22 protein-coding genes are annotated in these 25,767 nt (G+C 69.3%); 10 read left to right on the forward strand and 12 right to left on the reverse strand.

Translation table 11 applies throughout. The features are described 5' to 3' along the window. From ACFYRH_RS37090 to ACFYRH_RS37115, 6 genes are all read right to left on the reverse strand, one after another. The gene (locus ACFYRH_RS37090; RefSeq protein WP_387784877.1) at nt 1-330 is read right to left on the reverse strand and encodes an ArsR/SmtB family transcription factor; all 330 of its coding nucleotides are present in this window, start codon (nt 328-330) and stop codon (nt 1-3) included. Between the two features lie 24 nt (nt 331-354). Next, nucleotides 355-1,071: a 16S rRNA (uracil(1498)-N(3))-methyltransferase gene (locus tag ACFYRH_RS37095; RefSeq protein ID WP_387784879.1), complete on the reverse strand. Its 717-nt coding sequence runs from the start codon at nt 1,069-1,071 to the stop codon at nt 355-357. A 233-nt stretch (nt 1,072-1,304) separates the two neighbouring features. Next, complete coding sequence (gene dnaJ / locus ACFYRH_RS37100) at nt 1,305-2,450, reverse strand: molecular chaperone DnaJ (RefSeq protein WP_387784880.1); 1,146 nt, start codon at nt 2,448-2,450, stop codon at nt 1,305-1,307. A 61-nt stretch (nt 2,451-2,511) separates the two neighbouring features. Further along, nucleotides 2,512-3,534, reverse strand: coding sequence for a heat-inducible transcriptional repressor HrcA (hrcA, locus tag ACFYRH_RS37105; protein WP_387784881.1), 1,023 nt, complete (start codon nt 3,532-3,534; stop codon nt 2,512-2,514). A gap of 104 nt (nt 3,535-3,638) precedes the next feature. Then, the gene (locus ACFYRH_RS37110) at nt 3,639-4,742 is read right to left on the reverse strand and encodes a Gfo/Idh/MocA family protein (RefSeq protein WP_387784882.1); all 1,104 of its coding nucleotides are present in this window, start codon (nt 4,740-4,742) and stop codon (nt 3,639-3,641) included. Continuing rightward, nucleotides 4,727-5,368, reverse strand: coding sequence for a ThuA domain-containing protein (locus ACFYRH_RS37115; RefSeq protein ID WP_387784883.1), 642 nt, complete (start codon nt 5,366-5,368; stop codon nt 4,727-4,729). Before ACFYRH_RS37115 ends, ACFYRH_RS37110 begins: the two co-directional genes overlap by 16 nt. Nucleotides 5,369-5,461: 93 nt before the next feature. Between ACFYRH_RS37115 and ACFYRH_RS37120 the strand changes: the two genes are divergently transcribed. The 4 genes from ACFYRH_RS37120 to ACFYRH_RS37135 all read left to right on the forward strand — a co-directional run bounded on the left by ACFYRH_RS37120 (nt 5,462) and on the right by ACFYRH_RS37135 (nt 9,103). Beyond that, nucleotides 5,462-5,848 carry an EF-Tu/IF-2/RF-3 family GTPase gene (locus tag ACFYRH_RS37120; protein ID WP_387784885.1) on the forward strand — a complete coding sequence of 129 codons (387 nt, stop codon included), beginning with the start codon at nt 5,462-5,464 and terminating at the stop codon, nt 5,846-5,848. 21 nt (nt 5,849-5,869) lie between these two features. Then, nucleotides 5,870-6,640, forward strand: a complete 771-nt coding sequence (locus ACFYRH_RS37125) for an MBL fold metallo-hydrolase (protein WP_387784887.1) — start codon at nt 5,870-5,872, stop codon at nt 6,638-6,640. A gap of 93 nt (nt 6,641-6,733) precedes the next feature. Next, nucleotides 6,734-8,269: an NCS1 family nucleobase:cation symporter-1 gene (locus ACFYRH_RS37130; RefSeq protein ID WP_387784888.1), complete on the forward strand. Its 1,536-nt coding sequence runs from the start codon at nt 6,734-6,736 to the stop codon at nt 8,267-8,269. 9 nt (nt 8,270-8,278) lie between these two features. Then, nucleotides 8,279-9,103: a DUF3097 domain-containing protein gene (locus ACFYRH_RS37135; RefSeq protein WP_387784890.1), complete on the forward strand. Its 825-nt coding sequence runs from the start codon at nt 8,279-8,281 to the stop codon at nt 9,101-9,103. Here the strand turns inward: ACFYRH_RS37135 and ACFYRH_RS37140 are convergent. Beyond that, nucleotides 9,078-11,672: a DUF3376 domain-containing protein gene (locus tag ACFYRH_RS37140; RefSeq protein WP_387784892.1), complete on the reverse strand. Its 2,595-nt coding sequence runs from the start codon at nt 11,670-11,672 to the stop codon at nt 9,078-9,080. The two genes, ACFYRH_RS37135 and ACFYRH_RS37140, sit on opposite strands and share 26 nt — an antisense overlap. Before the next feature lie 125 nt (nt 11,673-11,797). On the opposite strand from ACFYRH_RS37140, the gene ACFYRH_RS37145 reads away from it, so the two are divergent. Continuing rightward, entirely contained in the window at nt 11,798-12,421 is a 624-nt protein-coding gene (locus tag ACFYRH_RS37145; RefSeq protein ID WP_387784894.1) for a hypothetical protein, read from the forward strand. A 3-nt stretch (nt 12,422-12,424) separates the two neighbouring features. After that, entirely contained in the window at nt 12,425-13,261 is an 837-nt protein-coding gene (locus ACFYRH_RS37150; protein WP_387784895.1) for a hypothetical protein, read from the forward strand. A gap of 8 nt (nt 13,262-13,269) precedes the next feature. On the opposite strand, the gene ACFYRH_RS37155 is transcribed toward ACFYRH_RS37150, so the two are convergent. From ACFYRH_RS37155 to ACFYRH_RS37175, 5 genes are all read right to left on the reverse strand, one after another. Further along, on the reverse strand, nt 13,270-14,289 hold the full coding sequence (locus ACFYRH_RS37155; RefSeq protein WP_387784896.1) for a LacI family DNA-binding transcriptional regulator: 1,020 nt from the start codon (nt 14,287-14,289) through the stop codon (nt 13,270-13,272). Between the two features lie 130 nt (nt 14,290-14,419). Next, nucleotides 14,420-15,745: an extracellular solute-binding protein gene (locus ACFYRH_RS37160; protein WP_387784897.1), complete on the reverse strand. Its 1,326-nt coding sequence runs from the start codon at nt 15,743-15,745 to the stop codon at nt 14,420-14,422. A gap of 213 nt (nt 15,746-15,958) precedes the next feature. Further along, nucleotides 15,959-17,056, reverse strand: coding sequence for a LacI family DNA-binding transcriptional regulator (locus ACFYRH_RS37165; protein WP_387784899.1), 1,098 nt, complete (start codon nt 17,054-17,056; stop codon nt 15,959-15,961). Beyond that, nucleotides 17,019-18,863, reverse strand: a complete 1,845-nt coding sequence (locus tag ACFYRH_RS37170) for a DUF2264 domain-containing protein (RefSeq protein ID WP_387784900.1) — start codon at nt 18,861-18,863, stop codon at nt 17,019-17,021. The genes ACFYRH_RS37165 and ACFYRH_RS37170 overlap by 38 nt, the downstream gene beginning before the upstream one ends. Nucleotides 18,864-19,518: 655 nt before the next feature. Then, nucleotides 19,519-20,769, reverse strand: coding sequence for a hydroxyacid dehydrogenase (locus ACFYRH_RS37175; protein WP_387784902.1), 1,251 nt, complete (start codon nt 20,767-20,769; stop codon nt 19,519-19,521). A gap of 152 nt (nt 20,770-20,921) precedes the next feature. Between ACFYRH_RS37175 and ACFYRH_RS37180 the strand changes: the two genes are divergently transcribed. The 4 genes from ACFYRH_RS37180 to ACFYRH_RS37195 are packed head-to-tail and all read left to right on the forward strand — an operon-like array spanning nt 20,922 to nt 25,723. Continuing rightward, the gene (locus ACFYRH_RS37180; protein WP_387784904.1) at nt 20,922-21,914 is read left to right on the forward strand and encodes an ABC transporter permease; all 993 of its coding nucleotides are present in this window, start codon (nt 20,922-20,924) and stop codon (nt 21,912-21,914) included. Next, complete coding sequence (locus ACFYRH_RS37185) at nt 21,911-22,804, forward strand: carbohydrate ABC transporter permease (protein ID WP_387784905.1); 894 nt, start codon at nt 21,911-21,913, stop codon at nt 22,802-22,804. Before ACFYRH_RS37180 ends, ACFYRH_RS37185 begins: the two co-directional genes overlap by 4 nt. Nucleotides 22,805-22,814: 10 nt before the next feature. Beyond that, on the forward strand, nt 22,815-24,467 hold the full coding sequence (locus ACFYRH_RS37190) for an extracellular solute-binding protein (RefSeq protein WP_387784907.1): 1,653 nt from the start codon (nt 22,815-22,817) through the stop codon (nt 24,465-24,467). Then, a complete protein-coding gene (locus ACFYRH_RS37195) occupies nt 24,464-25,723 on the forward strand; it encodes an alpha-L-fucosidase (RefSeq protein WP_387784908.1) in 1,260 nt (419 codons plus the stop codon). The genes ACFYRH_RS37190 and ACFYRH_RS37195 overlap by 4 nt, the downstream gene beginning before the upstream one ends. Nucleotides 25,724-25,767 lie beyond the last annotated feature (44 nt).

The raw sequence follows: 25,767 nt of genomic DNA on the forward strand, positions 1-25,767 counted from the left end.
CTAGTCCGCGCGGTCGATCGTCGCGGCGAGCAGGCCCGGGAACGCATCGTCGAACTCGGACCGGCGCAGGCGGTTCAGCCGGCGGGCACCCTCATCGCGCTGCTCGATGAGGCCGGCGGAGCGCAGTACGGCGAAGTGGTGGCTGGCGGTCGCCTTCTTCACGGGCAGGTCGAAGGTGCCGCAGGCGCGGGTCCAGTCCTCGTGGACGGCGAGGTCGCGCAGGATCGAGCGCCGCACCGGATCCGCGAGCGCGTCGAGAGCCGCTTGCAACGGCACGTCACCTGGTTCGACGTGCTGCAGGGTCCGCGCTCGTGCTGACTCGACCGCCATAGTGTTCGAAGTCTACCTAACAGCTCAACGCCAGCGGGAACGGGCGAGCAGCGCGGCCGCGGCGGCCACTCCGGCGGTCGAGGTGCGCAGCACGGTGTCGCCGAGGAGGACCGGGTCGACGTCGAACGCCTTCAGCTCGGCCGGGGCGATCCCGCCCTCGGGGCCGATCACGATCACCACGTCACCCGCGGCCGGAACCTCGAGGGACGCCAGCGCGACGGTCGCCTCCTCATGCAGTACGACGGGAAGCGCCGCGCCGGCCAGCAACTCGGCGACCTCGGCCGTCGATGCGAGCGGAGCGACCTCCGCGAACCAGGTACGTCGTGACTGCTTGCTCGCCTCGAACGCCCAGGCCCGCCATTTCGCGAGCATCTTCTCGACCCGCTCCGGGTTCGCCCGGAACTGACTGCGCTCCGCGTTCCACGGCACGATCACGTCGACGCCGACCTCGGTGAGCATCTCGACCGCGAGCTCGGCCCGCTCCCCCTTCGGCACCGCCTGCACCACGACCACCCGCGGCACGCCGGCCGGCACCGTCCCGCGCTCGTCCACGGCGACCGTCACACCGGCCTTCGACGCGGTCACCACAGGACCTTCGGCCCAGGCGCCGCGCCCGTCGGTCAACCGAAGGCGCTCGCCCGGCCCGATCCGCCGTACGACGGCCGCGTGCCGGCCCTCCGGTCCGTCGAGCGTCAGCTCCTCGCCGGCCAGATCGGCGCGGAAGAACACCGCCACACCCATCGTCCCAACACCTCCGCCATCCAAGGGTCACCGTCCGAGCGTCACCGTTTGAGGGGCCGGCCCCTCAACTGGTGGGTTCTCCCCCCGAAGTTCCAGGAGCCCACCCGCCGTTTGAGGAGCCGGCCCCACAAACGACACCGGGCACGGCACCGGGCCACGGCACCGGGCGACGGCACCGGGCGCGGCACCGGGCACGGAGCGGGGGGCGCCGGGGTGGGTGCCCGGGGGTGGGTCTAGTGCGCGCCGAAGGCGTCGCGGAGGCGGCCGAAGACGCCCTTGTGGGTGGCCTGGACCTGACCCTGCGGACGCTCCTCGTCGCGGGCGACGGCGAGCTGCCGGAGCAGCTCGGCCTGGGCGTCGTCGAGCTTGGTCGGCGTCTCCACGATCACCTGCACGATCAGGTCGCCGCGCCCCGCGTGCCGCAGCCGCGGTACGCCGCGGGCGGTCAGCGTGACCGCCATCCCGGACTGCGTACCCGGCCGGATCTCCAGCGGGGTCGTCTCGCCCTCGAGGGTCGGCAGGTCGATCGTCGTACCGAGCGCGGCCGCCGTCATCGGCAGCGTCACCGTGCAGTGCAGGTCGTCACCGTTGCGGGTGAAGATGTCGTGCGGCTCGACCTCGATCTCGACGTACAGGTCGCCGGCCGGACCGCCGCCGGGGCCGACCTCGCCCTGACCGGACAGCTGCACCCGGGTGCCGCTGTCGACGCCGCCGGGGATCTTGACCGTGACGGTACGCCGGGAGCGGACGCGACCGTCGCCGGAGCACTCGACGCACGGGTTCGGGATCGTGGTCCCGTAGCCGCGGCAGTTCGGGCACGGGCGCATCGTCCGGACCTCGCCGAGGAACGACCGCTGCGTATGCGTCACCTCGCCGCGCCCGTGACAGATCTCGCAGGTCACCGGCTCGGAGCCGGCCGCCGCGCCGGACCCGCTACAGGTCGGGCAGAGGACCGCGGTGTCGACCTTGAGCTCGCGGGTCGTCCCGAAGGCCGCCTCGGCGAGATCGATCCGGAGCGGGATCAGCGCGTCCTGGCCGCGCCGGGTCCGCGGCCGCGGCCCGCGGGTGGCCCCGCCGGTCTGGCCGAAGAACGCGTCCATGATGTCGGTGAACGTGAACGCCTGACCGAACCCCGCGCCGCCCGGCCCGCCGGCCCCGGCGGTCGCGAACGGATCGCCGCCGAGGTCGTGCATCTGCCGCTTCTGCGGGTCGCTGAGCACCTGGAAGGCGCGGCCGATCTCCTGGAACTTCTGGTGGGCGTCCTCGGAGTCGTTCACGTCCGGGTGGTACTGGCGTGCCAGTTTGCGGTACGCCTTCTTGATCTCGTCCGGTGAGGCGTCGCGGCTGACACCTAGGACGGCGTAGTAATCGGTGCTCATACTCCAGACCAGGGGTTGTGTTTAGGGGGTGTGTGATGGTCCATCGCCTACTCCCCCTCGATTAGGAGTCGGCCAGGATCTGGCTGACGTAGCGCGCGACGGCGCGCACGGCGCCCATCGTGCTCGGGTAGTCCATATGGGTCGGGCCGACGATGCCGAGGGTGGCCAGCGCCTCCGACTTCGACCCGTACCCGGTCGCGACCACCGAGGTGGTGGCCAGTTCCTCGAACGGGTTCTCGTGCCCGATCCGGACCGTCAGGGTCTGCGGGTTGGTGGCCTCGCCGAGCAGCTTCAGCAGGATGACGTGCTCTTCGAGCGCCTCCAGCACCGGCTTGACGTTCCGGTCGAAGTCGTCGCCGTACCGGGTCAGGTTGGCGGCGCCGCCGACCGCGATCCGCTGCTCGCCGACCTCGTCGGTGAACGCCTCGAGCAGCGTGGTGACGATCGACGCGACCAGCGACCGGTCGGCCGGCGCGAACAGCTCCGGGACACCGGCCAGGGACGTGGCCGCATCGGTCAGGCGCTGGCCGGCCAGCACTGTGTTCAGCCGGGATCGCAGGTCCGCGATCAGCTGTTCCTCGACGTCGTGCGGGTGCTCGACGAGCCGCTGCTCGACCCGGCCGTTGCTGGTGATCAGCACCAGCAGCAACCGGCGCGGGGTCATCGTGACGACCTCGATGTGCCGGACGCTCGACCGGTTCAGCGACGGGTACTGCACGACGGCGACCTGGCGGGTGATCTGCGCGAGCAGCCGGACCGTCCGCCGGACGACGTCGTCGAGGTCCACCGCGCCGGCCAGGAACGACGTGATCGCCCGCTTCTCGGCGGCCGACAGCGTCTTCACCGTACTCAGCTTGTCCACGAACAGCCGGTACCCGGCGTCGGTCGGGATCCGGCCCGCGCTGGTGTGTGGCTGGGTGATGTACCCCTCCTCCTCCAGCGCAGCCATGTCGTTACGCACGGTGGCCGGGGACACCCCGAGGTTGTGGCGATCCACGAGCGTCTTCGACCCGACCGGCTCGTGGGTCGCCACGTAGTCCTCGACGATGGCGCGGAGCACATCAAGCTTGCGTTCGTCCAGCACGCGCGCACACCCTCTCTCGATCGACACTGGCACTCGAAAGTTCCGAGTGCCAGTCTACCGAGCCGTAGGAGCTCGCACTGACGCGTGGCGGCGTGGGGCGGGTCTCAGGCGGTCTCGGGGGACGCTCCCAACGGTACGGCGGCCGGACGCTCGACCGTACTCGCGACGTCCACGGGCTGGTCCTGGACTGCCGCCTCGAGCAGCGACTCGAGGACGTCGAGCACGTGGTACGCCAACGCTCCGTCAGCGCGGTGTGGCTCGCCGCGACGCAGTGCGCGCGCCATGTCCGCGACGCCGACGCCGCGCCCCGCCCCGGCGTACCCACCGGCGACCGGGACCTCGGTCCACTCGCGCTGCGCGGCCGTCGCGATCTCGACGGTGCCGTCGAAGCCGTTCGGGTCCGGCACCGACAGGCTGCCTTCGGTCCCGTGGACCTCGATCCGCGGCAGCCGGGCCGCCCAGACGTCGAAGGACATCAGCACGGTCGTCAGCGCACCGGACTCGTGCTCCAGTACGCCGGTGACGTGCGTCGGCACCTCTACCGGGAACTTGGTACCCGCCCGCGGGCCCGAGTGGATCTCGCGTTCCTGCTTCGACTGGCCGGCGCGTGCGGTGACCCGACGTACCGGACCGAGCAGCGTGACCAGGCTGGTCACGTAGTACGGCCCCATGTCGAGCACCGGGCCACCACCGGGCTGGTAGTAGAACTCCGGCGCCGGGTGCCACAGCTCGTGACCCGGCGTGGTGAAGGCCGCGAAAGCAGCGTGCGGTACGCCGATGTCGCCACGGTCGATGACTGCTCGGGCGGTCTGGGTGCCCGTGCCGAGCACGGTGTCCGGTGCGCAGCCGACCCGGAGGTTGTTCGCGGCGGCGTACTTGAGCAACGGCTCGGCCTCGCTGCGGTCGACGGCGAGCGGCTTCTCGCCGTACACGTGCTTGCCGGCTTCCATCGCTGCCTGGTGCACGGGGGCGTGCGCGGCCGGGATGGTCAGGTTGAGGACGATCTCGACGTCGTCGGCGGCGTACAACTCGGCCGGGGACAACGCGCGGATGCTCGGGTGCTTCTCGGCGATCGCCTGCGCGCGGGAAACGTCCAGGTCGGCGACCGCGACCACGTCGACACCGGGGAGCTTGCCCAGGTGGTCGAGGTACGTGCCGGAGATGACGCCGGTGCCGACGATGCCGATGTTGGTCACTTGCTCGCCCACAGCAGCCCCCGTTCGATGATGGTGCGGACCTCGGGCGTCTCCAGGTCGTCCAGCTTGTGGCCGACGGTGCAGACGAAGACCTTGCCCTCGCCCCAGGTGCGGGTCCAGACGGCCGGCATCACGGCGCCCTCGATCCACGGGTAGTCCGGGTGCGACTCGAACGTCGTGGTGGCCAGCACCGTGTTGGTCGGGTCGTAGTGGATGTAGTACTGCTCGGTGTGCACGTCGAAGTGCTTGATGCCCTCGACGATCGGATGGTCGGCGACGATGTCGACCCGGTAGTCCGTGAAACCGTGCGGGTGCGAGATGAACTGCCCGCCGGTGATGAAGCTGTAGTCCACGTTCTTCCGGAACGAGTCGGCGATCCCGCCGTGCCAGCCCGCGAACCCGGTGCCGCGCCGGATCGCGGCCTCCAGACCCTTGAAATGCTCGGGCTCGATGTCGCTCATCGTCACGCACTGCAGCACCAGGTCGACGCCGTCCAGCTCCAGGTACGCCGCGGTGCTGTCGGAAACGGTCACCTCGTAACCGTTCTCCTTCAGGAAGGGGATGAACAGGTCGGTCGCCTCGACCGGGGAGTGACCTTCCCAGCCACCCCTGACCACCACCGCACGTCGTGTCGTCACACCGGCCACCCTTCGAAAGTTTCGGAATTCCGTTCGGAACACTTGCGACTCTAGGTCCGCCGAAGAGGCCTTGCCAAGAACTACTCTCAAGGGATGGGCTGGAAGTTCTGGAAGCGGTCGAATTCGATGGATCCGCAGGAGATGCTGGCCCGCGGGCACGCGCAGCCTGGGGCGTTCCCGCAGCCGCCGCGGCCGCAGGACACCTTGCCGGTGGGGTCGTTCGGGATGGCGGTCGAGGACGTGTTCTCGATCACCGGGCGCGGCACCGTAGTGACCGGGCGGGTGCAGGCCGGCACCGTGTCGGTCGGCGAGCAGGTGATGATCAGCCGGGCCGGGCAGCCGCTGCTGCAGGTCGAGGTGAGCGGCGTCGAGATGTTGCGCAAGACCGCGCGGACCGCGACGGCCGGCGACAACGTCGGGCTGCTGCTCCGCGGTGTCAAGCGGGACCAGGTCACGAGGGGCGACGTACTCAGCAAGTAGCGCCCAAGTAGTGTCGGGGGCATGAGTACGTGGACCGAGATCGGTGACCGCACGTGGGTCCGCCGGTACGACGAGTGGGACCTGAACATCGGCCTGGTCGCCGGATCCGACGGTGCCGTGGTGATCGACACCCGGGCCACCACCGAGGAGGCCGAGCAGCTCCGCGAGCACATCCGCGAGCTGACCGACGTACCGGTGAAGTGGGTCGTCAACACGCATGCCCATTTCGACCACGTGGCCGGCAACAGCGTGTTCATCGACGCCGAGGTCTACCTGCACGAGAACGCGGCCGCCGAGGAGAACCTCGCGGGTACGACGTTCGCGGCGGCGAAGGTGATCGACCTCGGCGACCGCCGCGTCGAGCTGCTGTACGTCGGTAACGCGCACACCTCCGGCGACGCCGTCGTCGCCGTGCCGGATGTGGACGTGTTCTTCGTCGGCGACCTGCTCGAGGAGTCGGCGCCCCCGTCGTACGGCGCGGACTCGTTCCCGCTGGAATGGCCGGACACCATCCAGGCCGTGGTCGGGATGATGCCGCAGGGCGCGCAGATCGTCCCCGGGCACGGCGCGGTCGTGGATGTCGAGTTCGCCACCGACCAGGCGATCGACCTCGGGAAGGTCGCGAACACGATCTCGACCCTGCACCACGCCGGCACCTCGCTCGACGACGCGCTCAAGCACACCGAGGACTGGCCCTGGCCGGTCGAGAAGCTCCAGGACGCGATCCGTCGCGGCTACCAGGCCCTCGGTACGCCGCAACGCCCGAGCCTCCCGCTCCTCGGCCCGAGCTGAGCCTGCCATTGCCTAGTTGTCCGTTGACACGGACAACTGTCGTCGCGCAACTTGTTCGGAACGGACTTCGCCCAACCGGATGAGGTGGGACCTGTGGTCACGACCGAGCAGACCGTGCACTCCGACGGACGCGTTGAGCTAACCGATCCCGAGGCCCTCGCCGGCAGTCCGTACGCCAACGCCGAGCTCGCGCCGACGCGGTTGCCGGAGCGGACCTGGACGACGTACAACTACGCGGCGCTGTGGATGGGGATGGCGCACAACATCCCCAGCTACCTGCTCGCGTCCGGGCTGGTCGCGCTCGGGATGAACTGGCTGCAGGCGTTCCTGACCATCACGCTCGGGAACCTGATCGTGCTGGTCCCGCTGCTGCTGAACAGTCACGCGGGGACGAAGTACGGCATCCCGTTCCCGGTGTTCGCGCGCGCCTTCTACGGCGTCCGCGGCGCGAACTTCCCGGCGTTGCTGAGGGCATTCATCGCCTGCGGCTGGTTCGGGATCCAGACCTGGATCGGCGGACAGGCGATCTACGTGATCGTCGGCGAGCTGTTCGGCAAGGGCTGGACCGACGCGGCCGCGATCGGCGGTCACCCGTGGACGATGTGGCTCAGCTTCTTGTTCTTCTGGGCGCTGCAGATGGTGCTGATCTTCCGCGGCATCGAGGGTCTGCGCCGGTTCGAGAACTGGGCGGCGCCGCTGGTGACGGTCGCGTTCGTGGCGCTGATGGTCGCGATCCTGGTGAAGGCCGGCGGGTTCGGGCCGATCCTGTCGCAGCCGTCCAAGCTCGGCTGGGACGCCGACTTCTGGAAGATCTTCGCGCCGTCGCTGATGGGCATGATCGCGTTCTGGGCGACGCTGTCGCTGAACATGCCGGACTTCACCCGGTTCGGGAAGGGCCAGCGCGCGCAGGTCTGGGGCCAGGTGATCGGCCTGCCGACCACGATGTCGTTCATCGCGCTGGTCTCGATCATCACCACCTCCGGGACCGTCGTGCTGTACGGCTCGGCGATCTGGGACCCGGTCGAGCTCACCCGCCGGTTCGAGAACCCGGTGGTGGTCACGATCGGGCTGGTGATGGCGATCCTCGCGACGATGTCCTGCAACGTGGCGGCCAACGTCGTGAGTCCGTCGTACGACTTCGCGAACGCGTTGCCGCGCTGGCTGAACTTCAAGACCGCGGGGCTGCTGACCGGCGTGATCGGCATCGTGATCCAGCCCTGGCGGTTGATCTCGGACCCGTCGATCTACATCTTCGTCTGGCTGTCGTTCTACGGCGGTCTGCTCGCGTCCGTGGCCGGCGTGCTGATCGCGGGCTACTGGCTGATCGACCGGACCAACCTGTTCCTGGCCGACCTGTACCAACCGAACGGCCGCTACTGGTACGCCGCCGGCTGGAACTGGCGCGGTGTCGTCGCGACCCTGTTGGGCTCGCTGCTCGCCGTCGGTGGCGCGTACTCGAACCCGGGCGCCGGCCCGTTCCCGCAGGACGGCCTGATCCCGTTCCTCAAGCCGCTGTACGACTACTCGTGGGCGGTCGGCCTGGTCGTCGGTTGCCTGGCGTACCTCGCGCTCACACTCACCGCGCCGAGCCGACAGTCAACGGCCACGCATGCGGCTCCCACTTATTAACATTGCCGGGTGGCTGACAGGTATGGGAACGACGTACTGGCGGGCGACTGGCGGAAGCCGAAGAACGGGCGCACCGTCGAGGTCGAGATCGAGAAGGGCATGGTCATCGAGGAACCCAGCTCCGGGTTCGTCGGCGCGATCGTGCGCTGGGAGCACGGCGTGGTCGATCTCGAGGACCGGCACGGCAAGATCCGCACCTACCCACTCGGACCCGGGTTCTGGCTGGACGGCAAACCGGTCAGCCTGAAGCCGCCGAAGAAGGCCGGTCCGGCGAAGAAGACCCGGACGGCGTCCGGCTCGGTCGCCGTCGACAACGTCCGCGCGAAGGTCGCCCGCGCCAGCCGGATCTACGTCGAGGGCCGGCACGACGCCGAACTGGTCGAGAAGGTCTGGGGCGACGACCTGCGGATCGAGGGCGTCGTGGTCGAGTACCTCGAAGGCGTCGACGACCTGGTCCCGATCGTGAACCGGTTCCAGCCCGGTCCCGGGCGGCGGCTCGGCGTCCTCGTGGACCACCTGGTCGAGGGCTCGAAGGAATCCAAGATCGCGGCACAGGTGAGCAACCCGTACGTGCTGGTGGTCGGCCACCCGTTCATCGACATCTGGGAAGCCGTCAAACCGTCGGCGGTCGGGATCAAGGCCTGGCCGCGGGTGCCGCACGGGCAGGACTGGAAGAAGGGGGTGCTGCAGGCGTTCGGCTGGCCGGCCACCGACCAGGCCGACGTGGCCGCGGCCTGGAAACACATCCTGTCCAAGGTGAACAGCTTCGCCGACCTCGACCCGGCGCTGCTCGGCCGGGTCGAGGAACTCATCGACTTCGTGACTCTGGACTGATCTCCGGCATCCGCGTCTCCAGCCACGCGCGGATCCGCCGGCGCGCCCGCCGTACGTACCAGGTGACCACGCCGAGTACGGCGCTCAGCGCGAGCACGGCCCCGGCGAGTACGGCGGCCAGGACGCGGACCGAGTCGACCAGACCGGACACGATCAGCAGCACCACGCCCACCGCAGCTGTTGCCGCAGGCAACCACGGCTCGAAGATCGGCGGCCGGTGCGCCGGACTCAGCTTCGCGTCGCGCACCAACCGCCCCCACAGCGTCTGCCGGGCCGGCTCGGTGAACCAGCGCGCGGTCCGCAGCAGCCACGACTTCGGCTGCTCCTTGCGGCCCGCGGTCGCCCTCACCCAGTTGCCGACCTGCGGACCGAGACCGCCGGAGACGTCGACCATCCGGTCCGCGATGCCCTTGGTGATCGCCCGGCCTTCCGGCGACGCGTTCAGTTCGTCCCGCATCGTCACCAGCGCGCCCATCCCGGCCTCGATCGGGAAGTCACGGGCCAGCCGTTCGATCCGCTCGGCGACCGCGCGCAGCTCCCAGCCCTCGGCCTGCAGCACGTGTCGCTGCGTGTCACGGATCCAGTCCACGTCCGCGCCGAGCATCGAGCCGAGGTGTGCGACGCAGTGCAGCCGGCCCATCAGCCAGTCCCACCGCCGCCAGTCGGCCGCGCCGAATGCGCCGAAGTGCCCGACCTGGCTGCCGTACAGGATCCGTTCGCTGAGCTGGTTCGCGATCGAGCCTTCCTGCAGTTCGTCGAGGACGGCGAGCGGGATGTCCGGCCCGAGCCGAAGGAACTGGAACGGTGCGCTGCGCTGCTGCGGCGTCCGGGCCGACGTACAGCGGGACACGATCTCCACCTCGAGCGCGATGTCGACGAGCTGCCGATCGATCACCGCGATCAGCTCGGTGAACGCGTCACCGAGGGCGCGCTGGATCTGCAACTGCTCGAAGATGTCGTTCAGTCCGACCGCGACCGCTTCAGCGCCACCGGCCGGCCGCAGATCGAGATGCGCCGCAGCCAGCTGTACGTCGAGAGCGTCGCGGACCGCCTGCACCTTCAGCAGGCAGTCACTCGCCGCGGACAGCTGTTTGTCCAGCTCGGCGCGATCTTCCGACGCGGCCGCGCTGATCCGGAACCGCAGCGAGCGCAGGATCAACCGCACGGTCCGCTCAGCCGCACCGGTCCCCCACAGCCAGCTCGGATTGCCGTCGGCATCATCGCGCACCGCGGCCGTCGAACCGTCCGGGTCCGGCACCCAGGGATGCTCGGTCGCGAGGATCTCGTCGATCTCCGGCTCCGACAACGCGGTCGCCGCGTCCAGCACCGTCGACTGGTCGTGGCTGGCGATGGTCACCGCCTCCCACACTCCACCCACCGCCCGGCCACGCGAGTAGGCCGGCTGCAGCGCCGTCGCAGCGGCCTGCAGCCGGGCCCGCTCATCAGGTTGCTTTAGGCAACGATCGAAGAGCCGCTGGGTGTCCGACCAGGATGCGTCCGCCTCGAGGAGCAACCGCTCCAGTTGCTCGACGTCGGAACGGAAGTCCACCTCGCGCGGGAACTGCACCGCGGACAACGCCGCGACCCGCCAGCTCGGCTCCTTCGCCCCCGCCAGCGCCGTCGACGCGCGACCGATTCCGGCCGACGGGACGACGTACAGCACGTAGCGGCTCGCCTTGCCGTTCACCGGCCGCCGGGCGACCACGTCGAGGACCGGGCCGAACGGCGCGTTGTCGAGCACGCCGCCGTCGACCAGCCAGGAGCCGGACTCCGCCGGACCCGGCTGGATCCGCGGCGGCTGCGCGGCGAGCTCCGGTGTCTCCAGCACCGGCCCGAACGCGGCCGGGAACGACGCCGACGCCCGCGCCGCGCGGGCGAGCAACTCGGTGTCCTTCAACCCGTTCTTGTCCTCGACGGTGAACGTCCGCGCCGCACCGTCGTACGTCGGCGCGTCCTCACTCGTGAAGCCGTACAGATACCGATGGTCGGGTACGACGAACGCCTGGCCCGCCGCGTCCTTCGCCTCGAACTGCTGCACCCCGAGACCGGACGCCGTCACGAACAGCGTCACCGGCTCCTCGGCCTTGCTCTCGCCCGCGTCGGCGACACCTTTGAGCAACTCCTCGAGCTGCCGCAGGAAGTACTTGCCGTCCAGCACCGACGTCGACTTCGCGCCCGCGGACGGCACCAGCTTGCCGACGTCGAGCGAGCCGAGGGCGACCCATTTCCGTCGCAGCCACGGGCCGTCGGCCTCCTCGCTCTTGCCGGCGCCGTCCGGGTCGAGGGTCGAGCCGTTCGCGATCGCGGTGGCCAGGAGCGAGCCGTTCAGACCGCCCGCGCTGGTGCCGGCGATCACGTCGACCACCACGCGCCGGCGCTCGTCACCGCGCCGGCACAATTCCCGCCAGCGGTCCGCGAGAACAGCGTCGTACGGCTGTGGGCCGGGCGCGTCCGAGTCACCGGAAGCCCGGCGGATCAGGTCCAGCTCGTGTGTCACTCCGCCCATCCAGACCGCCAGGCTGACGCCACCGTTCAGAACCAGCGCGATCCGGATCTCGTGGTCGGTCATGAAGCCCCCCTTTCCTTCAGAAATACCACGCGTGTGACCTGAATCGACAGTTGTCGCAGCGGAGCGTGAACAAAAGGTTGTCGCGGTCTGCGCGCGGGGCCATGCTGATCCTGGGGGTGGTCGTCATGCGCGCCTGGGCTGTGACGGTTTCCGTGCTCGTCCTGCTGGTCTCGGGATGCTCCGGCACGTCCGGTGGCTCGTCACCGCCCGACGCGACGAGCGCGCCGGACAGCACCAGCTCGGCCGACAACACCAGCGAGCCGGCGCCGGAGCCGACCGCCGCCGAGTCGACCCAGCAACAGCAGAACAAACCGTCGATCGAGATCGCGTCGCTCCCGATCGGCGGCGTCCCGGACGGCGGATCGAACTGCAACCCGATCAGCTGGCTCGCCGGCGACATTCCCGACGGCGTGACGATCACCCTCGGTACGCCGTCCTTCCAGCCCGAAGGCGTCTTCGAGGTCGACCAGTCCGGGTGCACCGGCAACGAGCAGTCCTGCGAAGGTGTGGAGTGGACGGCGCAGAACCTGCCGCAATGCTGGGTCGGCTTCAGGCAGGTCGCCGACGAAGGCAGCGTCACGCTCGTGATCCCGGCGGACGCGACCTGCCAGACCCAGCAGCAATGCGACGATCTGAAAGGCCTCGGCGGCAGCCAGATCGGCCTGACCGCGCAACCTCGTGAATCGCCCACACCGTCCGGCGAATCACCCACACCGTCCAGCGAATCACCCACCCCGTCCGGTGGATGACCGATGGCGGACGAGCGGTCGCAAGCCGAGCGCTGGGTCAGTTTCGCCGCGGGCATCATCACGCCGGTGACTCTGCTCAGCGCGCTCCTGTTCTACTTCGGCTACGTGTCCGCGCGTTCGCAGTACGAGTACTTCGGGATCGACGTCGACACGATCGGCCTGAGTACGCAGGACTACGTGATGCGCAGTCCACAACCGCTGCTCGTCCCGCTCCTCGCGATCACACTGCTCGCGGTGGCTGCCCTTCTGCTGCACAACGCGATCCACCCGACAGCAGTCGCCGTACGTCGTGCCGCGCGCGCCACCGTCGTCGTACTCGTCCTCGGCGTGGCCGCTCTGCTCGCGTTCCCGCTGCTACGGCACCTGCCGTACTACGCGCTGGTCGTTCCCGCCGTCATCGGCCTGTCCGCGGCGGTGCTCGCGTACCTCACCTACCTCCGCCGCAAGACCGACCCGGCAGCCGGCCCGCAACGGATTCTGATCGCACTGCTGGCGGTCGTCACCGTCACGTGCGCCTTCTGGGCGACCGCGACCACCGCCCAGTACTCCGGCCGCGGCCTCGCGAAGGCCGACGCCCGCGACCTGAACCAGTTCCCGGTCGTCATCCTCGACACCAAGGAGCGACTCGCACTCCGCTCCCCCGGCATCGAGGAAACCATGCTCCGCCCCGGCGCCGGCCAGTCCTTCAACTACCGCTACCGGGGCCTCCGCCTGCTGGTAGTGGGTCAGAACCGTCTGTTCCTCGTCCCCCAACACTGGAACGCCTCCGACACCACCCTCGTCCTCCCCCTGAACGACACCGTCCGAGTCCAGTTCCAATTCCAGAACGACCCGCCCTAGACGAGCTGTTATGCGCTGTCGCGGATGATCAGTTCGGTGGCGTAGATCTCGGGGCTGGTGAGGTGGGCGCCGGCGATCTTGGCGAGCAGGATCTCGGCGAGGCGGGCGCCCAGTTGTTCGACCGGCTGGCGGACCGTGGTGAGTTTCGGAGTGGTCGTGGTGGCCAGCACCGAGTCGTCGAAGCCGACGACCGCGACATCGGCGGGGACGCGGCGGCCGCGTTGGGACAGGACGCGGAGCGCGGCGGTCGCCATCAGGTCCGAGGCGACGAACAGTCCGTCGAGATCCGGGTTGTCGTCCAGCAACCGCAGGGTCGCCTGCTCACCACCGTCCGCCGTGAAGTCGCCGTACGCGACCAGCTCCGGCAGGCCGGCCTCCTTCATCACTTCCTGGTACCCGGTCAGCCGGTCGATGCCCGCCGTCATGTCGAGCGGCCCCGCGACCGTGCCGATCTTCCGCCGCCCGATGTCCAGCAGGTGCTGTACGCCGGTCCGCGCCCCGGCCACGTTGTCGACGTCCACGCTCGCCACCGCGACGTCGACCCCGAGCGGCCGCGCGCTGAACACGATCGGCAGTGGCAACTGCGCGAGCTCCTGCAGGATGTTGTCCCGCCCGTGGTGGCTGATGATGATCGCGCCGTCGACGTGCCCACCGCGCAGGTACCGCAGCAGCCGTTGGTCGTCGGCTCCGGTGGGCTCCGAGGCCGGCTCGATCAGCAGCACCAGCTGCGACGAGGTCTGCGCGAGCGTCCGGCTGACACCGCTTAGCATGCCCGCGAAGAACGGGTCGGAGAACACCCGGCTGTCCGGCTCCGGCACCACGATCGCGATCGAGTCCGTACGCCGGGTGACCAGCGCGCGGGCCGCGCGGTTCGGGACGTAGCCGAGCTCGCGGATCGCCTGTTCGACCGCGGCGACCGTGTCCGGAAGCACCTTCGGCGAACCGTTCACGACCCTGGAGACGGTGGCCCGCGACACCCCCGCGACGGCGGCGACCTGTTCCAGCGTCGGAGAACCAGACTCGTTCATCGGCCCTCCTCAGTTCTCGATTGGCTCGCGTTCACACCGTAGTACGTCCCCGGTCGATCGCGCGTCAGTCATTGGCCGCCTGGACGGGCGTGTTGGCAGTTTTCTTCGGCACGCCCAGGCTTCGGCGCACTCAGCTTCCGGCGCGGGTGTTGGCGACCTTGTCCGCCTGGTCGAGCGCCTGCTCCCACGCGGCGTCCGCGGACTGCTTGCCGTTGTCGACCCGGGCGAGCGCCGCGCTGAAGATCTGGTTGATCTCGCCGTCGCGCGGACCCTTGTGCTGCTTGAGGATCACGTTCCGGGCCCGGTCGATGAAGATCTTCCCGACCGGCGCGTTGTTGAAGTACGCGTTGACCTGCGCCTTGACCTGCGGGTCGTCGTACGCGTCCAGCGTGGACGGGAACGAGCCGACCTTCTTGAACACCTTGACCTGCTGCTCCGGCGCGGTCAGCCAGGCGGCGAGCTTCGCGGCCTCCTCGGGCTCGGGCGACTGCACCGGCACGGTCAGGTACGAGCCGCCCCAGTTCCCGCCGCCGCCGGGGAACACGTCCGCGACGTCCCACTTGCCCTTGCCGTAGTTGCCCGCGTTGTCCTGGATGACACCGAGCAGCCAGCCCGGGCAGGCCATGGTCGCGAACTTGTCGGTCCGGAAGGCGGCGTTCCAGGCGTCGCTCCAGGCCGGCAGCCGCGCCGACAGGCCGTCCTTGCTGCCCGCCACCACCTGGTCCCAGGTCTTCCTGAGCAGCGGGTTCTCGTCGCCGAGGAAGCGGTCCTGGTTCGAGTAGTACGCCTGGATCAGCTGGTTGCGCATCGCTTCCCAGGTCAGCACCGCGGAGTCGTACCACGCCGAGCCGGGCACCTTCTGCTTGAACTTCCGCCCGGCGGCGAAGTAGGACGGCCAGTCCTGGAAGAGCTTCGCCACCGCGGCCCGGTCGGTCGGCAGCCCGGCCTTCGCGAACAGGTCGCGCCGGTAGCAGATCGCTTCCGGCCCGATGTCCGTCCCGTAGCCGATGATCTTTCCGTCCGCCGTGGTCGCGCCGGCGACCTTCCAGTCCAGCCAGCGGCTCTGCAGGTCGTCCCCGCCGTACTGACGCAGGTCGACGAACTTGTCGGCCTTGGCCAGGTACTTGTAGATCCAGCTGACCTCCATCGCCTCGATGTCGGCCAGACCGGCCCCGGACGCGAGGTTTGCGTCCAGGTTCTTGACGTGGTCGTCGACGGTGTTGGCGTGGTGCTCCACGATCTTGATGTTCGGGTGCTGGGCCTCGTACTCCGCGTACAGGTCGTCGTACCCGAACTCGTTGAAGGTGGCGATGGTCAGCTCGATCTGCGGCTGGTCGCCGGCTCTACCGGCACCGCTGGCACCGTCGGCGCCGGAACCGCCGCAGGCAGTGGCGAGCAGGATCGCGGCACAGCCGAGCAGTCCGGCTACGGGGCGATAGCGGACGCTGGGCCGCATGGTTCAGGCTCCCTGGAGACGTGAGGGGTTGAGAGCGCTCTCGGATCGCGAAAGTGAGCTGAGTCTCAGACGTCCCCACTGGGTATGTCAAGCACTCTGCCGTCACGCTGAGACACCAGACCCAGATGGTCCTGACATAGTGTCACCGCTGATCACGCTGTGAATCGCCCCGATCACCGAGGGCGGTAGATCCTGGGAGTTAGCTGTGAGTGATCACCGCGAGGCCGGCGGCCCGACGGAGTCCCGGACCACGACGACGGTCCCGAGCGTCGTCATCGGCTGCTGGTGCGCGAACGGGTCCGCGCTCGGCTCCTGCCCGGCCAGCCCGGCCCGTACGGCGGCCCGCCCGAGCTCCTCGAGCGGTACCCGGACGGTGGTCAGCGCCGGCTGCAGTTCGGTCGCCACGGGTACGTCGTCGTACCCGGCGACCGAGATGTCCTCGGGGATCCGCAGGCCGCGCTCGCGCAGGGCGACGTACGCGCCGGCGGCGACGATGTCGTTGGCGGCGAAGATGGCGGTGAAGTCGAGCCCGTCGTCGAGCGCCCGCAGCGTCTGCTCGTACCCCCACTGGCGACCGAACGCGCCGGTGCGGACCAGGGCCGGGTCGTGCTCGAGCTTGCGGGCGGCGAAGGCCTGCCGGAACCCCTGCAACCGGGCGGTCGTGGTGGAGAGCAAGGTCGGGCCGCCGAGGTACAGGATCTTGGTGTGCCCGGCGCTCAGCAGCAGATCGGTGATCGCCGCGGCACCGCCGATGTTGTCGTACTCCACCGCGTACGCCGGGACGCCGGTCTCCAGCCCCGGCCGGCCGCAGAGGACCAGGCTCGAACCGCTGCTCGCGAGCTGGCGGGCACGCTGGCCGACCGCGGCGAAGTACTCCTTGTCCTCGACCGCGCCGCCGACCAGGATCACCGCGTCGGCGCGCTGCTCGAGCAGCAGGTCGACGAACCGCAGCTCGGCGGACTCGCCGCCCTGGGTCGAGCAGACCAGGCAGAGCCGGCCGGAGGCGAGTGCCTCGGCCTGCACGCCGCGCGCGATGTAGGCGAAGAACGGGTCGACGATCTCGCTGACCACGATGCCGACCACGCGGGTGGTGGAGCCGGCCAGCGCGCGGGCGTGCGCGTTGGCGACGTACCCGAGGTCCCGCATGGCGCGTTCGACCGCCGCACGGGTCGAGGCGGCGACCGGATAGTTGCCGTTGACAACGCGGGAGACGGTCGCGGTGGAGACACCGGCCCGGGCGGCGACGTCGCGGATCGTCCGCGCGGCCTCGGGATCACGCCGGCGCGCTCGCGACCGGGGCGGATCCGCCATCACCCACCTCCTCACCCAGCTGTACGTCGGCCGTCGTACCGTCGGCGAACCGGAGGGTGACGCGCGGCCCGTCCACCGTCACGACGATGCTCTCGGCCAGCGCCTTCGGCCAGACCGTGTCGCCGGACAGTACCACCGCGGAGACCAGCACCTGCGGACCTTCTCCGTGGTGCTGAGCCTCGAGGTACGGCGTGGCGGAGTGCGGACCGAACGCGTTCGTGTCGAGCCCACGGCGTACGTCGGCCCGGTGATACCCGTGCAGGCCGACCATCACACTCGTCAGGCGATCGACGCGGGTCGCCTGCGCCCAGACGTCGTCCACCACCGCTTCCGGCAGGTCCTCACCCGCCACCGCATACCCGCCGTGCCGCACGATTCCTTCCGCACCGTCGACGAGCACACACCGGACCTCGATCCTGCCGTGCACGACACCAGCCACCTCGATCCGCGCATCCCCCGCCTCCCACCACGAGGCCGCCGACCGGTCCGTGACGGCAATCCGCTGGATACTCCTTCGCTCGCCGGTCGTGATGGTGTTGTCGATTGCGTCGTCGGTGAGTTCAGGGCCGGTGCGGGTCGAGTACGCCAGGCGGCTGTAGTGGGCGTCGCCTTCGGCGTTGTGGTCGCTTCCGTGGTTGAGGAGGCGAACCAGACCGTCGTGCTGGGTGGATTGGATGAGGAAACCCGGCGCCGGCATCGGGCGGACCTGGTCGTGGTCGTCCAGCGGGAGCGCCGCCTCGCGATCGGTCCAGATCGCGTGATCGGCGGGGAGGAGCAGTCCGAGGAAACCTTTCGAGGCCCAGTACGGCGAACCCGGGCCGGAGTACGGCTGCGTCGTCGGCAGGAAATGGTGATGCCAGCCGAGTGTCAGCAGACCACGCTCGTCGGGGACGCCGTGGTCGATGAAGTGGCGGAGAGTGCCGGAGCACAGCCGTCGGGTCTGCCCCGGGGTCAGCGGGGTGGCGTCGAGGAGCGCGCCCATCCAGTACGGCGCCGCGGTGGCCATCCGGTAGCAGAGTGAACGACCGAAGTGGATCGGCGCGCCATCCGTACCGGTGAGGTGGACCGCGTCTTCGAGGAATCGGTGCAGGCGCTCGCGATAGATCGCGAGCCGTCCGTCGGCCGACGGACCGGCCATGCGGGTCCACAGGCCCGGGTAGAGGTGCATCGCCCAACCGATGTAGTGGTCGAAGTTCTGGCCGGGGCCGTCGGAGTACCACCCGTCGCCGACATACCAGTCCTCGATGCGGTCGAGACCGGCGTCGATGTCATCTTGGGAGTACGGCGCTCCGACCGACGCGAGGAACTGCTCGCCGACCACCTGGAACAGCCGCCAGTTGTTGTCCCACGTCCGCGATCCGACGAACCCGCTCAGCCAGTCGACCACGTGCGTCTGCTCGCGATCGTCCAACCGGTCCCACAGCCACGCGCGGGACTCGTGCAGCCCGACCGCGATCGCCGCCGCCTCGACCATCTGCTGCGAGCACGGCGTCAACCGCGGCCAGTCCCCCGCCGCACCGGCCACGAGTCCCCGCGCGTACCGCTCGATCAATCGCTCCTCGGCATCGCCGGCAGCGATCCGGAACGCAGCCAGCAGGAACGACCGCGCGAACCCCTCCAACCCGTCACAGTCCGCGCCCGACCAACTCCCGCGCCCCGGCAAGCGCACCTGCGCGCCGTTGTCGGTGAACCAGGGCACCAACGAGCCGAGCAGCTGATCAGCCACCGCCAGCCAGGTCTCCCGCGTGTACCCCGTCCGCGAAGACAACACCCGATCCGGCGCCGGCAACCGCAACCCGCCACTCATACGTCCCCCCTCCACACCCAAACCACCCAAACCACCCAAACCACCCAAACCACCCGATCCACCCGATCCCCCAGGCCACCCTGCCTTCCCGCCTGCGCCGCGCGAGGGGTTATCCCCTCCAATTGGGGGTTGTCCGCTGGTATACGACGGCAGAACCCCCGACACGAGGGGATAACCCCTCCTCGTGCGGCGACGAACCGCGCGCCACACGGACGGTGAGCGCCACACGGACGACCAGCGCCACACGGACGACCAGCGCCACACGGACGACCAGCGCCACACGGACGACCAGCGCCACACGGACGGCCAGCGCCGCGCGGGTGATGAGTGCCGCGCGGGTGGTGGGTGCGGGCCGGGGCAGGCGGGTGCTCGGTCGGCGGACGGTTCATGTGATGCGGGTGGTTCGTGCTCCGCGGGCGGTTCGTGCACCGCGGGCGATTCGTGCACCGCGGGCGGTTCGTGCACCGCGGGCGGTTCGTGCACCGCGGGTGGTTCGTGCACCGCGGGTGGTTGGTGCGACGTCGGCGGTTCACGACGTGCAGGCGGCTCACTCCATGCAGGCGGGTCACGCCATGTAGGTGGGTCACGCCATGTAGGTGGGTCACGCCGTGCAGGTGGGTCACGCCATGCAAGTGGTTCACGCCATGCAGGTGGGTCATGCGATGCGGCCGAGGTCGTCGCGGGTGATGCCGTGGGACAGCGGGTGGCCGGCGGCGAGGCGCTCGACCTCGGCGACGGCGGCATCGCCGAGGCGCGTGGTTTCGTTGCCCATGGCACCTGCTATGTGCGGGGTGACGAAGACGTTCGGCGCGTGCAGCAACGGCGAGTCCAGCGGCAGCGGCTCCGGATCGGTGACATCGAGTACGGCGTCCAGCCGGCCGGACACGCATTCACGCTCCAGCGCGACGTGATCCACCAACCCACCCCGGGCCGTGTTGATCAGCACGCCACCGTCGGGCATCGACGCGAGCAACTCCGCCGACACCAAACCTTCGGTCTCGGGCAGCAACGGCGCGTGCACAGTGACGACGTTGCTCGAGGCGAAGAGAGTCGGCAGATCGCACCACTCGGCGCCGAGGGCGGCCGCCTCCGAGGGGCTCAGGTACGGGTCACTCACCAGCACCGTGACGTCGAGGTCCCGCAACCGCTCGAGCACCAGGCGGCCGATCCGCGATGCGCCGAGCACGCCGACCGTCGTACCGAGTGATCCGAGGATCGGGGCTCCGGGCAACGGCCGTTTCGCGCCGGACGTCCGGAACCAGTCGCGGTGCCGGAAGGCGCGCTTGCCCGCCAGCACGATCGCCGCCAGCGTGAACTCGGCGACCGGGATCGCGTTCGCCGCGGCCGCCGACGAGACCTCGATCCCGCGGTCGAACACGGTGGGGTCGACGAACGTCTTGATCGTCCCGGCCGCGTGCACGATCGCCCGCAGCTTCGGGGCCGCGTCGAGTACGTCGGGGGTGATCCGCGGGCAGCCCCACCCGGTCAGCAACACCTCGGCCGCGGCCAACTCGCCGGCCACGTCCGCGAACGACGACACCAACCGCGGCCGACCGCCGCCGCGCCTGTCGCCGACCGCATCGCCATCCGCCCCACCCCCACCGGTCGCATCCCCGCCGGTCGCATCCCCGCCGCTCGCGTCCCCACCGCTCGCGTCCCCACCGGTCGCGTCCCCGCCGCTCGCGTCCCCGCCGGTCCCGTCCCCGCCGCTCGCGTCCCTGTCAGCCACGTCGCCGTCGGCCGGGTCGCCGCCTGTCCTGTCGCTGTCGAGGCCGAGCAGGTCTGCGACTGCCGCCAGGCGATCCCGGGCTGCCGGGGTGAACACCTCCGACCAGGTCTCCGCGGGCATCGCCACGAGCGTGCGCAACCGCGGACTGCTGCCCGGGTCGGTGTCAGGATTCGGCACGGATCACTCCTAGTAAACGGTTACTAGAAACCGTAGGCAGCTCGACGGCCAACGGTCAAGACATCTTCCCCAAGTCCTTGACAGCAAGGCAGTGAACGTTTCATGGTTACTGCCACCCGGGATAGCAACCGTTTACTATCAGGAGGTGCACCATGCACCGCGTCAGCCGCCCCGCCGGCCGCGCACCGAACCGCGCCGCGAGCCGCTCCGGCCGCCGAGCCGCCCGTCCGGCCAAGCCCGGCGGCGGGCTGTTGGCGAGGCTGCGGCGGGACCGCGTGATGCTGCTGCTGGTGCTGCCCGGCTTCCTGTTCTTCGTGGTGTTCCACTACGTGCCACTGCTGGGCAACGTGATCGTCTTCCAGGACTACCAGCCGTACCTCGGGTTCAAGGAGAGTCCGTGGGTCGGCTTCGGCAACTTCTCCGTGTTCGCCGAGCCGGACTTCTACCGCGCACTGCTCAACACGTTGAAGTTCGCCGTACTCCAGCTCGTGCTGTTCTTTCCCGCGCCGATCGGACTGGCCCTGTTGCTGAACAGCATCGTCAGCCCGAAGATCAGGCGGTTCGTGCAGAGCGTCGTCTACCTCCCGCACTTCATCGGCTGGGTGATCCTGATCTCGATCAGCCAGCAGCTGATCGGCGGCACCGGCCTCCTCCCCCAACTCCTCGGCGACCTCGGCCTGCCCCGCGTCGACCTGATGACGAGCTCGGGTTTCTTCCCGTGGCTGGTCACGTTGCAGCTGATCTGGAAGGACGCCGGCTGGGGCACGATCATCTATCTCGCCGCGCTCCTGAACATCGAGACCGAGCACTACGAAGCAGCGGCGATCGACGGCGCGGACCGCTGGCGGCGCCTGTGGCACGTCACCCTGCCGGGCATCGTGCCGGTCACCTTGCTGCTGCTCATTCTCAACCTGGGCAGCATTCTCTCGGTCGGCTTCGAGCAGATCCTGCTGCAGCGCGACGCCGTCGGCGCCGACGCGGCCGAGGTCCTCGACACCTATGTCTACTTCCACGGCGTCCTCGACGGCCAGTGGGGTCCGGCGGCCGCGGTCGGTCTGGTCAAGGGCGTGATCGGCCTGGTGCTCATCCTCGGCGCGAACAAGCTCGCCCACCGCTTCGGCCACGAAGGGATCTACAGCAGATGAAGTCCTCGCAGCGGCCGCCGTGGATGGAGGCGCCGACCAAGGCCGGACTCGCACTCAAGGGTGTGGTGATCGCGGTCGTCTGCCTGCTGGTGCTCTATCCGTTCGTCAACATCCTGGCGACCAGCCTGGCCGGCGAGTCCGAGATCACCCGGCGCGGCGGCATCATCCCCCTGTTCCCGAGCGAGCCGACGCTGGCGGCGTACCGGACGATCTTCGCCGGTGGTGTGGTCAGTCACGCGCTGCTGGTCAGCGCGGTCATCACCGTCGTCGGTACGGCGCTCAACCTGGTCGTCACGATCGCGCTCGCGTACGGGCTGAGCCGCCCGATCGTCGGCGGACGCTTCGTGCTGACGGCGGTCCTGTTCACCATGTTGTTCGGCGCCGGGATCATCCCGAACTTCCTGCTGGTCAAGGCGCTCGGGATGTACAACTCGTACGCGTCGCTGATCGTCCCGGGCCTGGTCAGCGCCTTCAACTTCCTGGTCCTGCGCAACTTCTTCCAGAACATCCCGGCGGAACTGCTGGACAGCGCCCGGATCGACGGCGCCGGCGACTTCGCGATCCTGATCCGGGTCGTGCTGCCGCTGTCGAAGGCAGTGCTCGCGGTCGTCGCACTGTTCTACGCCGTCAGCCACTGGAACGCGTTCTTCAACGCACTGCTCTACCTGAGCGACACCGGCAAGTGGCCGCTGCCGCTCGTCCTTCGCCTCTACGTCCTGCAGGGCCAGCCGGTCGGCGGCGGCACCGAGTCGCCCGGCGAGGCGGTGGCGTCGATCCAGGCCGTGCAGATGGCGGTCGTCGTCGTGGCGCTCGTGCCGATCCTCTGCGTCTACCCGTTCCTGCAGCGCTACTTCACCAAGGGCGTACTCACCGGCGCCATCAAGGGTTAGGAGAAAGACCGTGACCACCCCACCACTCAGTCGCCGCAGCTTCCTGCGGAGCGCCGTAGGTGTCGCCGTGATGAGCGCCACCGGTGTCCCGGCGCTGGTTGCCTGCAGCAACGGCAGTACGGCGTCCGGCCCCGCGCGCGCCTCTTCGGTGACGCTGCCGACGTACGTCGCCTTCGAGGGCCCGAAACCGGATCTGGCCGGCACCGCGGACGGCGTACCGCCGGGGTACCGGACGTACCCGAAGGATCTCGTCACCACGGTGAAGTCGCCGCCACTGTCCGGCGGCACGGTGAGCGTGATGACCGACATCTTCGACCCGCTGCCGCCGGCCAAGGAGAAGAACGCTGCCTGGCAGGCGGTCGAGAAGCAGCTCGGCGGCACGCTGAACCTGACGATCGTGCCGGACAGCGACTGGGCGACGAAGTTCCAGACGGTGCTGGCCGCCAACGAGCTGCCGGACCTCGTCCTGTTGTCCGATTCGAGCCTTGTCAACAATCTCCCGGCCTTCTTGTCGGCGAAGTGCACCGACCTGACGCCGTACCTGTCCGGTGACAAGGTGAAGGACTACCCGAACCTGGCGAACATCCCGCAGGTGATCTGGCAGGCCTGCGTGGTCCAGGACAAGATCTACGGGCTGCCGATCCCGCGCAGCATCACCGGCGGCGCCGGCTTCTACAACAAGCGGCTGTTCGATGCCGCCGGTATCGAGTACCCGGCCACCGCGGAGGATTTCCTGGCAGCCTGCAAGGAGCTGACCAAGCCGCAGCAGGGCCAGTGGGCGATCGTGAACTCCAAGGGCAACACGTTCTTCACGATGGTCCAGCAGATGTTCGGCGTCCCGTACGGCTGGAAGCAGGACAACGGCAAGCTGGTGAAGAGCTTCGAGACCGAGGAGTACAAGGCCGCCCTCGAGTACGCCGTGAACCTGGTCAAGGCCGGCGTACTCGTTCCCGGCTCGGACGGCATCGACGGCACCGCCCGGAAGAACGCGTTCCGCTCCGGCAAGGGCGCTCTCGTGTACGACGGCTTCCCGGCGTACTCCGGCTACGTCAAGGACATGTCCCGCCTGGACCCGAAGAACGACCCGCGGGCGTTCGTGCCGATGGCGCCGAAGGGTGGCAAGGCGAACACCTGGTCGGACAACATCCTGTTCGCCTACACGCTGATGAAGAAGTCCGGCGACGCACGGGCGAAGGAACTGCTCAACGTCGCGAACTTCTTCGCCGCCCCGTTCGGCAGCACCGAGAACCTGCTGCTCAGCTACGGCGTCGAAGGCGTCGACTTCACCCGCGACGCGCAGGGCAACCCGACGCTGACCAGCAAGGGCGAGGCCGAGATGACCGTGCCGTGGAAGTACATCACCGCCCCGCCGCAGGCGCTCTACAACGCCCAGTCCCCGACGTACGTCGACCGCGCGCACGAGGATCTCACCAAGCTGATCGGTATGGTCGTGAAGGACCCGACCGCCTCGCTGATCTCGCCGACGAACGACAAGTCCGGGAGTGACATCGGGCAGGCGCTGAGCGACGTACGTAACGATGTGATCGCCGGGCGGAAGCCGATCAGCGCCTTCGACGCGGCGCTGGCGAAGTGGAAGAAGGACGGCGGCGACAAGATCCGTGGCGAGTTCGAGTCGGCGCTGGGTGGTGCGACGCCGCGATGAGCTGGCTGACCGAGGCGCGGTTCGGGCTGTTCGTGCACTGGGGCATCTACGCGGCCGCGGCGCGGCACGAGTGGGTGAAGTCGTACGAGCAGCTCACCGACGCCGACTACCAGCCGTACTTCGACCACTTCTCGCCGGACCTGTACGACCCGGTGCGCTGGGCCGACGACGCCTGGAACGCCGGGATGCGCTACCTGGTGATCACCACGAAGCACCACGACGGGTTCTGCCTGTGGGACACCAAGCTGACCGACTACTCCGCGCCGCACACACCGTGGGGCAAGGACCTGCTCGCGCCGATGGTCGACGCGTTCCGGGAGCGTGGTTTCCGGATCGGGCTCTATCACTCGCTGCTCGACTGGCACCATCCGGAGTTCCCGGTCGACCTGTACCACCCGCAGCGCAAGGACGTCGACTTCATCGACCGTACGGCGGACCGCGACGTCTCGAAGTACGCGGACTACCTGCACGGACAGGTCCGTGAGCTGCTCACGGAGTACGGGAAGATCGACGTGATGTGGTTCGACTTCTCGTACGCCGACCGCGGGTTCAACGCGAAGGGTCCGGACGAGTGGCGGTCGGCCGAGCTGCTGGCCATGGTCCGCGAGCTGCAGCCGGGGATCCTGGTCAACAATCGACTGGGGCTCGGCTCGGGCGACTTCACCACGCCCGAGCAGGTGCAGCCGCCGGGGAACGAAGTTGCGGCCGGCAACGGTACGCAGGTGCCGTGGGAAGCCTGCCACACGCTCAACGGCAGCTGGGGCTACCACCGTGACAACCACGACTGGAAGTCGCCGGCGCTGCTGATCCGGATGCTCGTCGACGCGGTCTCGAAGGGCGGCAACATGCTGCTGAACGTCGGCCCGAACGGCCGCGGTGCCTGGGAGCCGAGGGCCCTCGACGTGCTCGCCGGCATCGGCGACTGGATGCGCCTGCACGAACGGTCGGTGCGCGAGTGCGGCCCCAGTTCCTACGTTCCGCCGGCCGACTGCCGCTACACGCAGAACGGACGGCGGCTGTACCTGCACATCTTCGCCTGGCCGATGGGACATCTGCATCTGCCGGGGCTCGGTGACCGGGTCGAGTACGCGCAGTTCCTGCATGACGCGTCGGAGGTCAAGCGGGTCACCGTCGATCCGTCGGCGCCTGGGCACACCTACCTGGCGGGCCTGCCGGACAACACGCTGACCCTCAAGCTGCCGAACCGCGCGCCCGAGGTCGACAGCTGCGTGATCGAGCTCTTCCTTCGCGACTGAGCTCACCCCGTACGACGAAGGCACCCACCTCGACCCGGTGGGTG

It is taken from the genome of Kribbella sp. NPDC004875, assembly GCF_042873375.1.
Lineage (GTDB): Bacteria > Actinomycetota > Actinomycetes > Propionibacteriales > Kribbellaceae > Kribbella.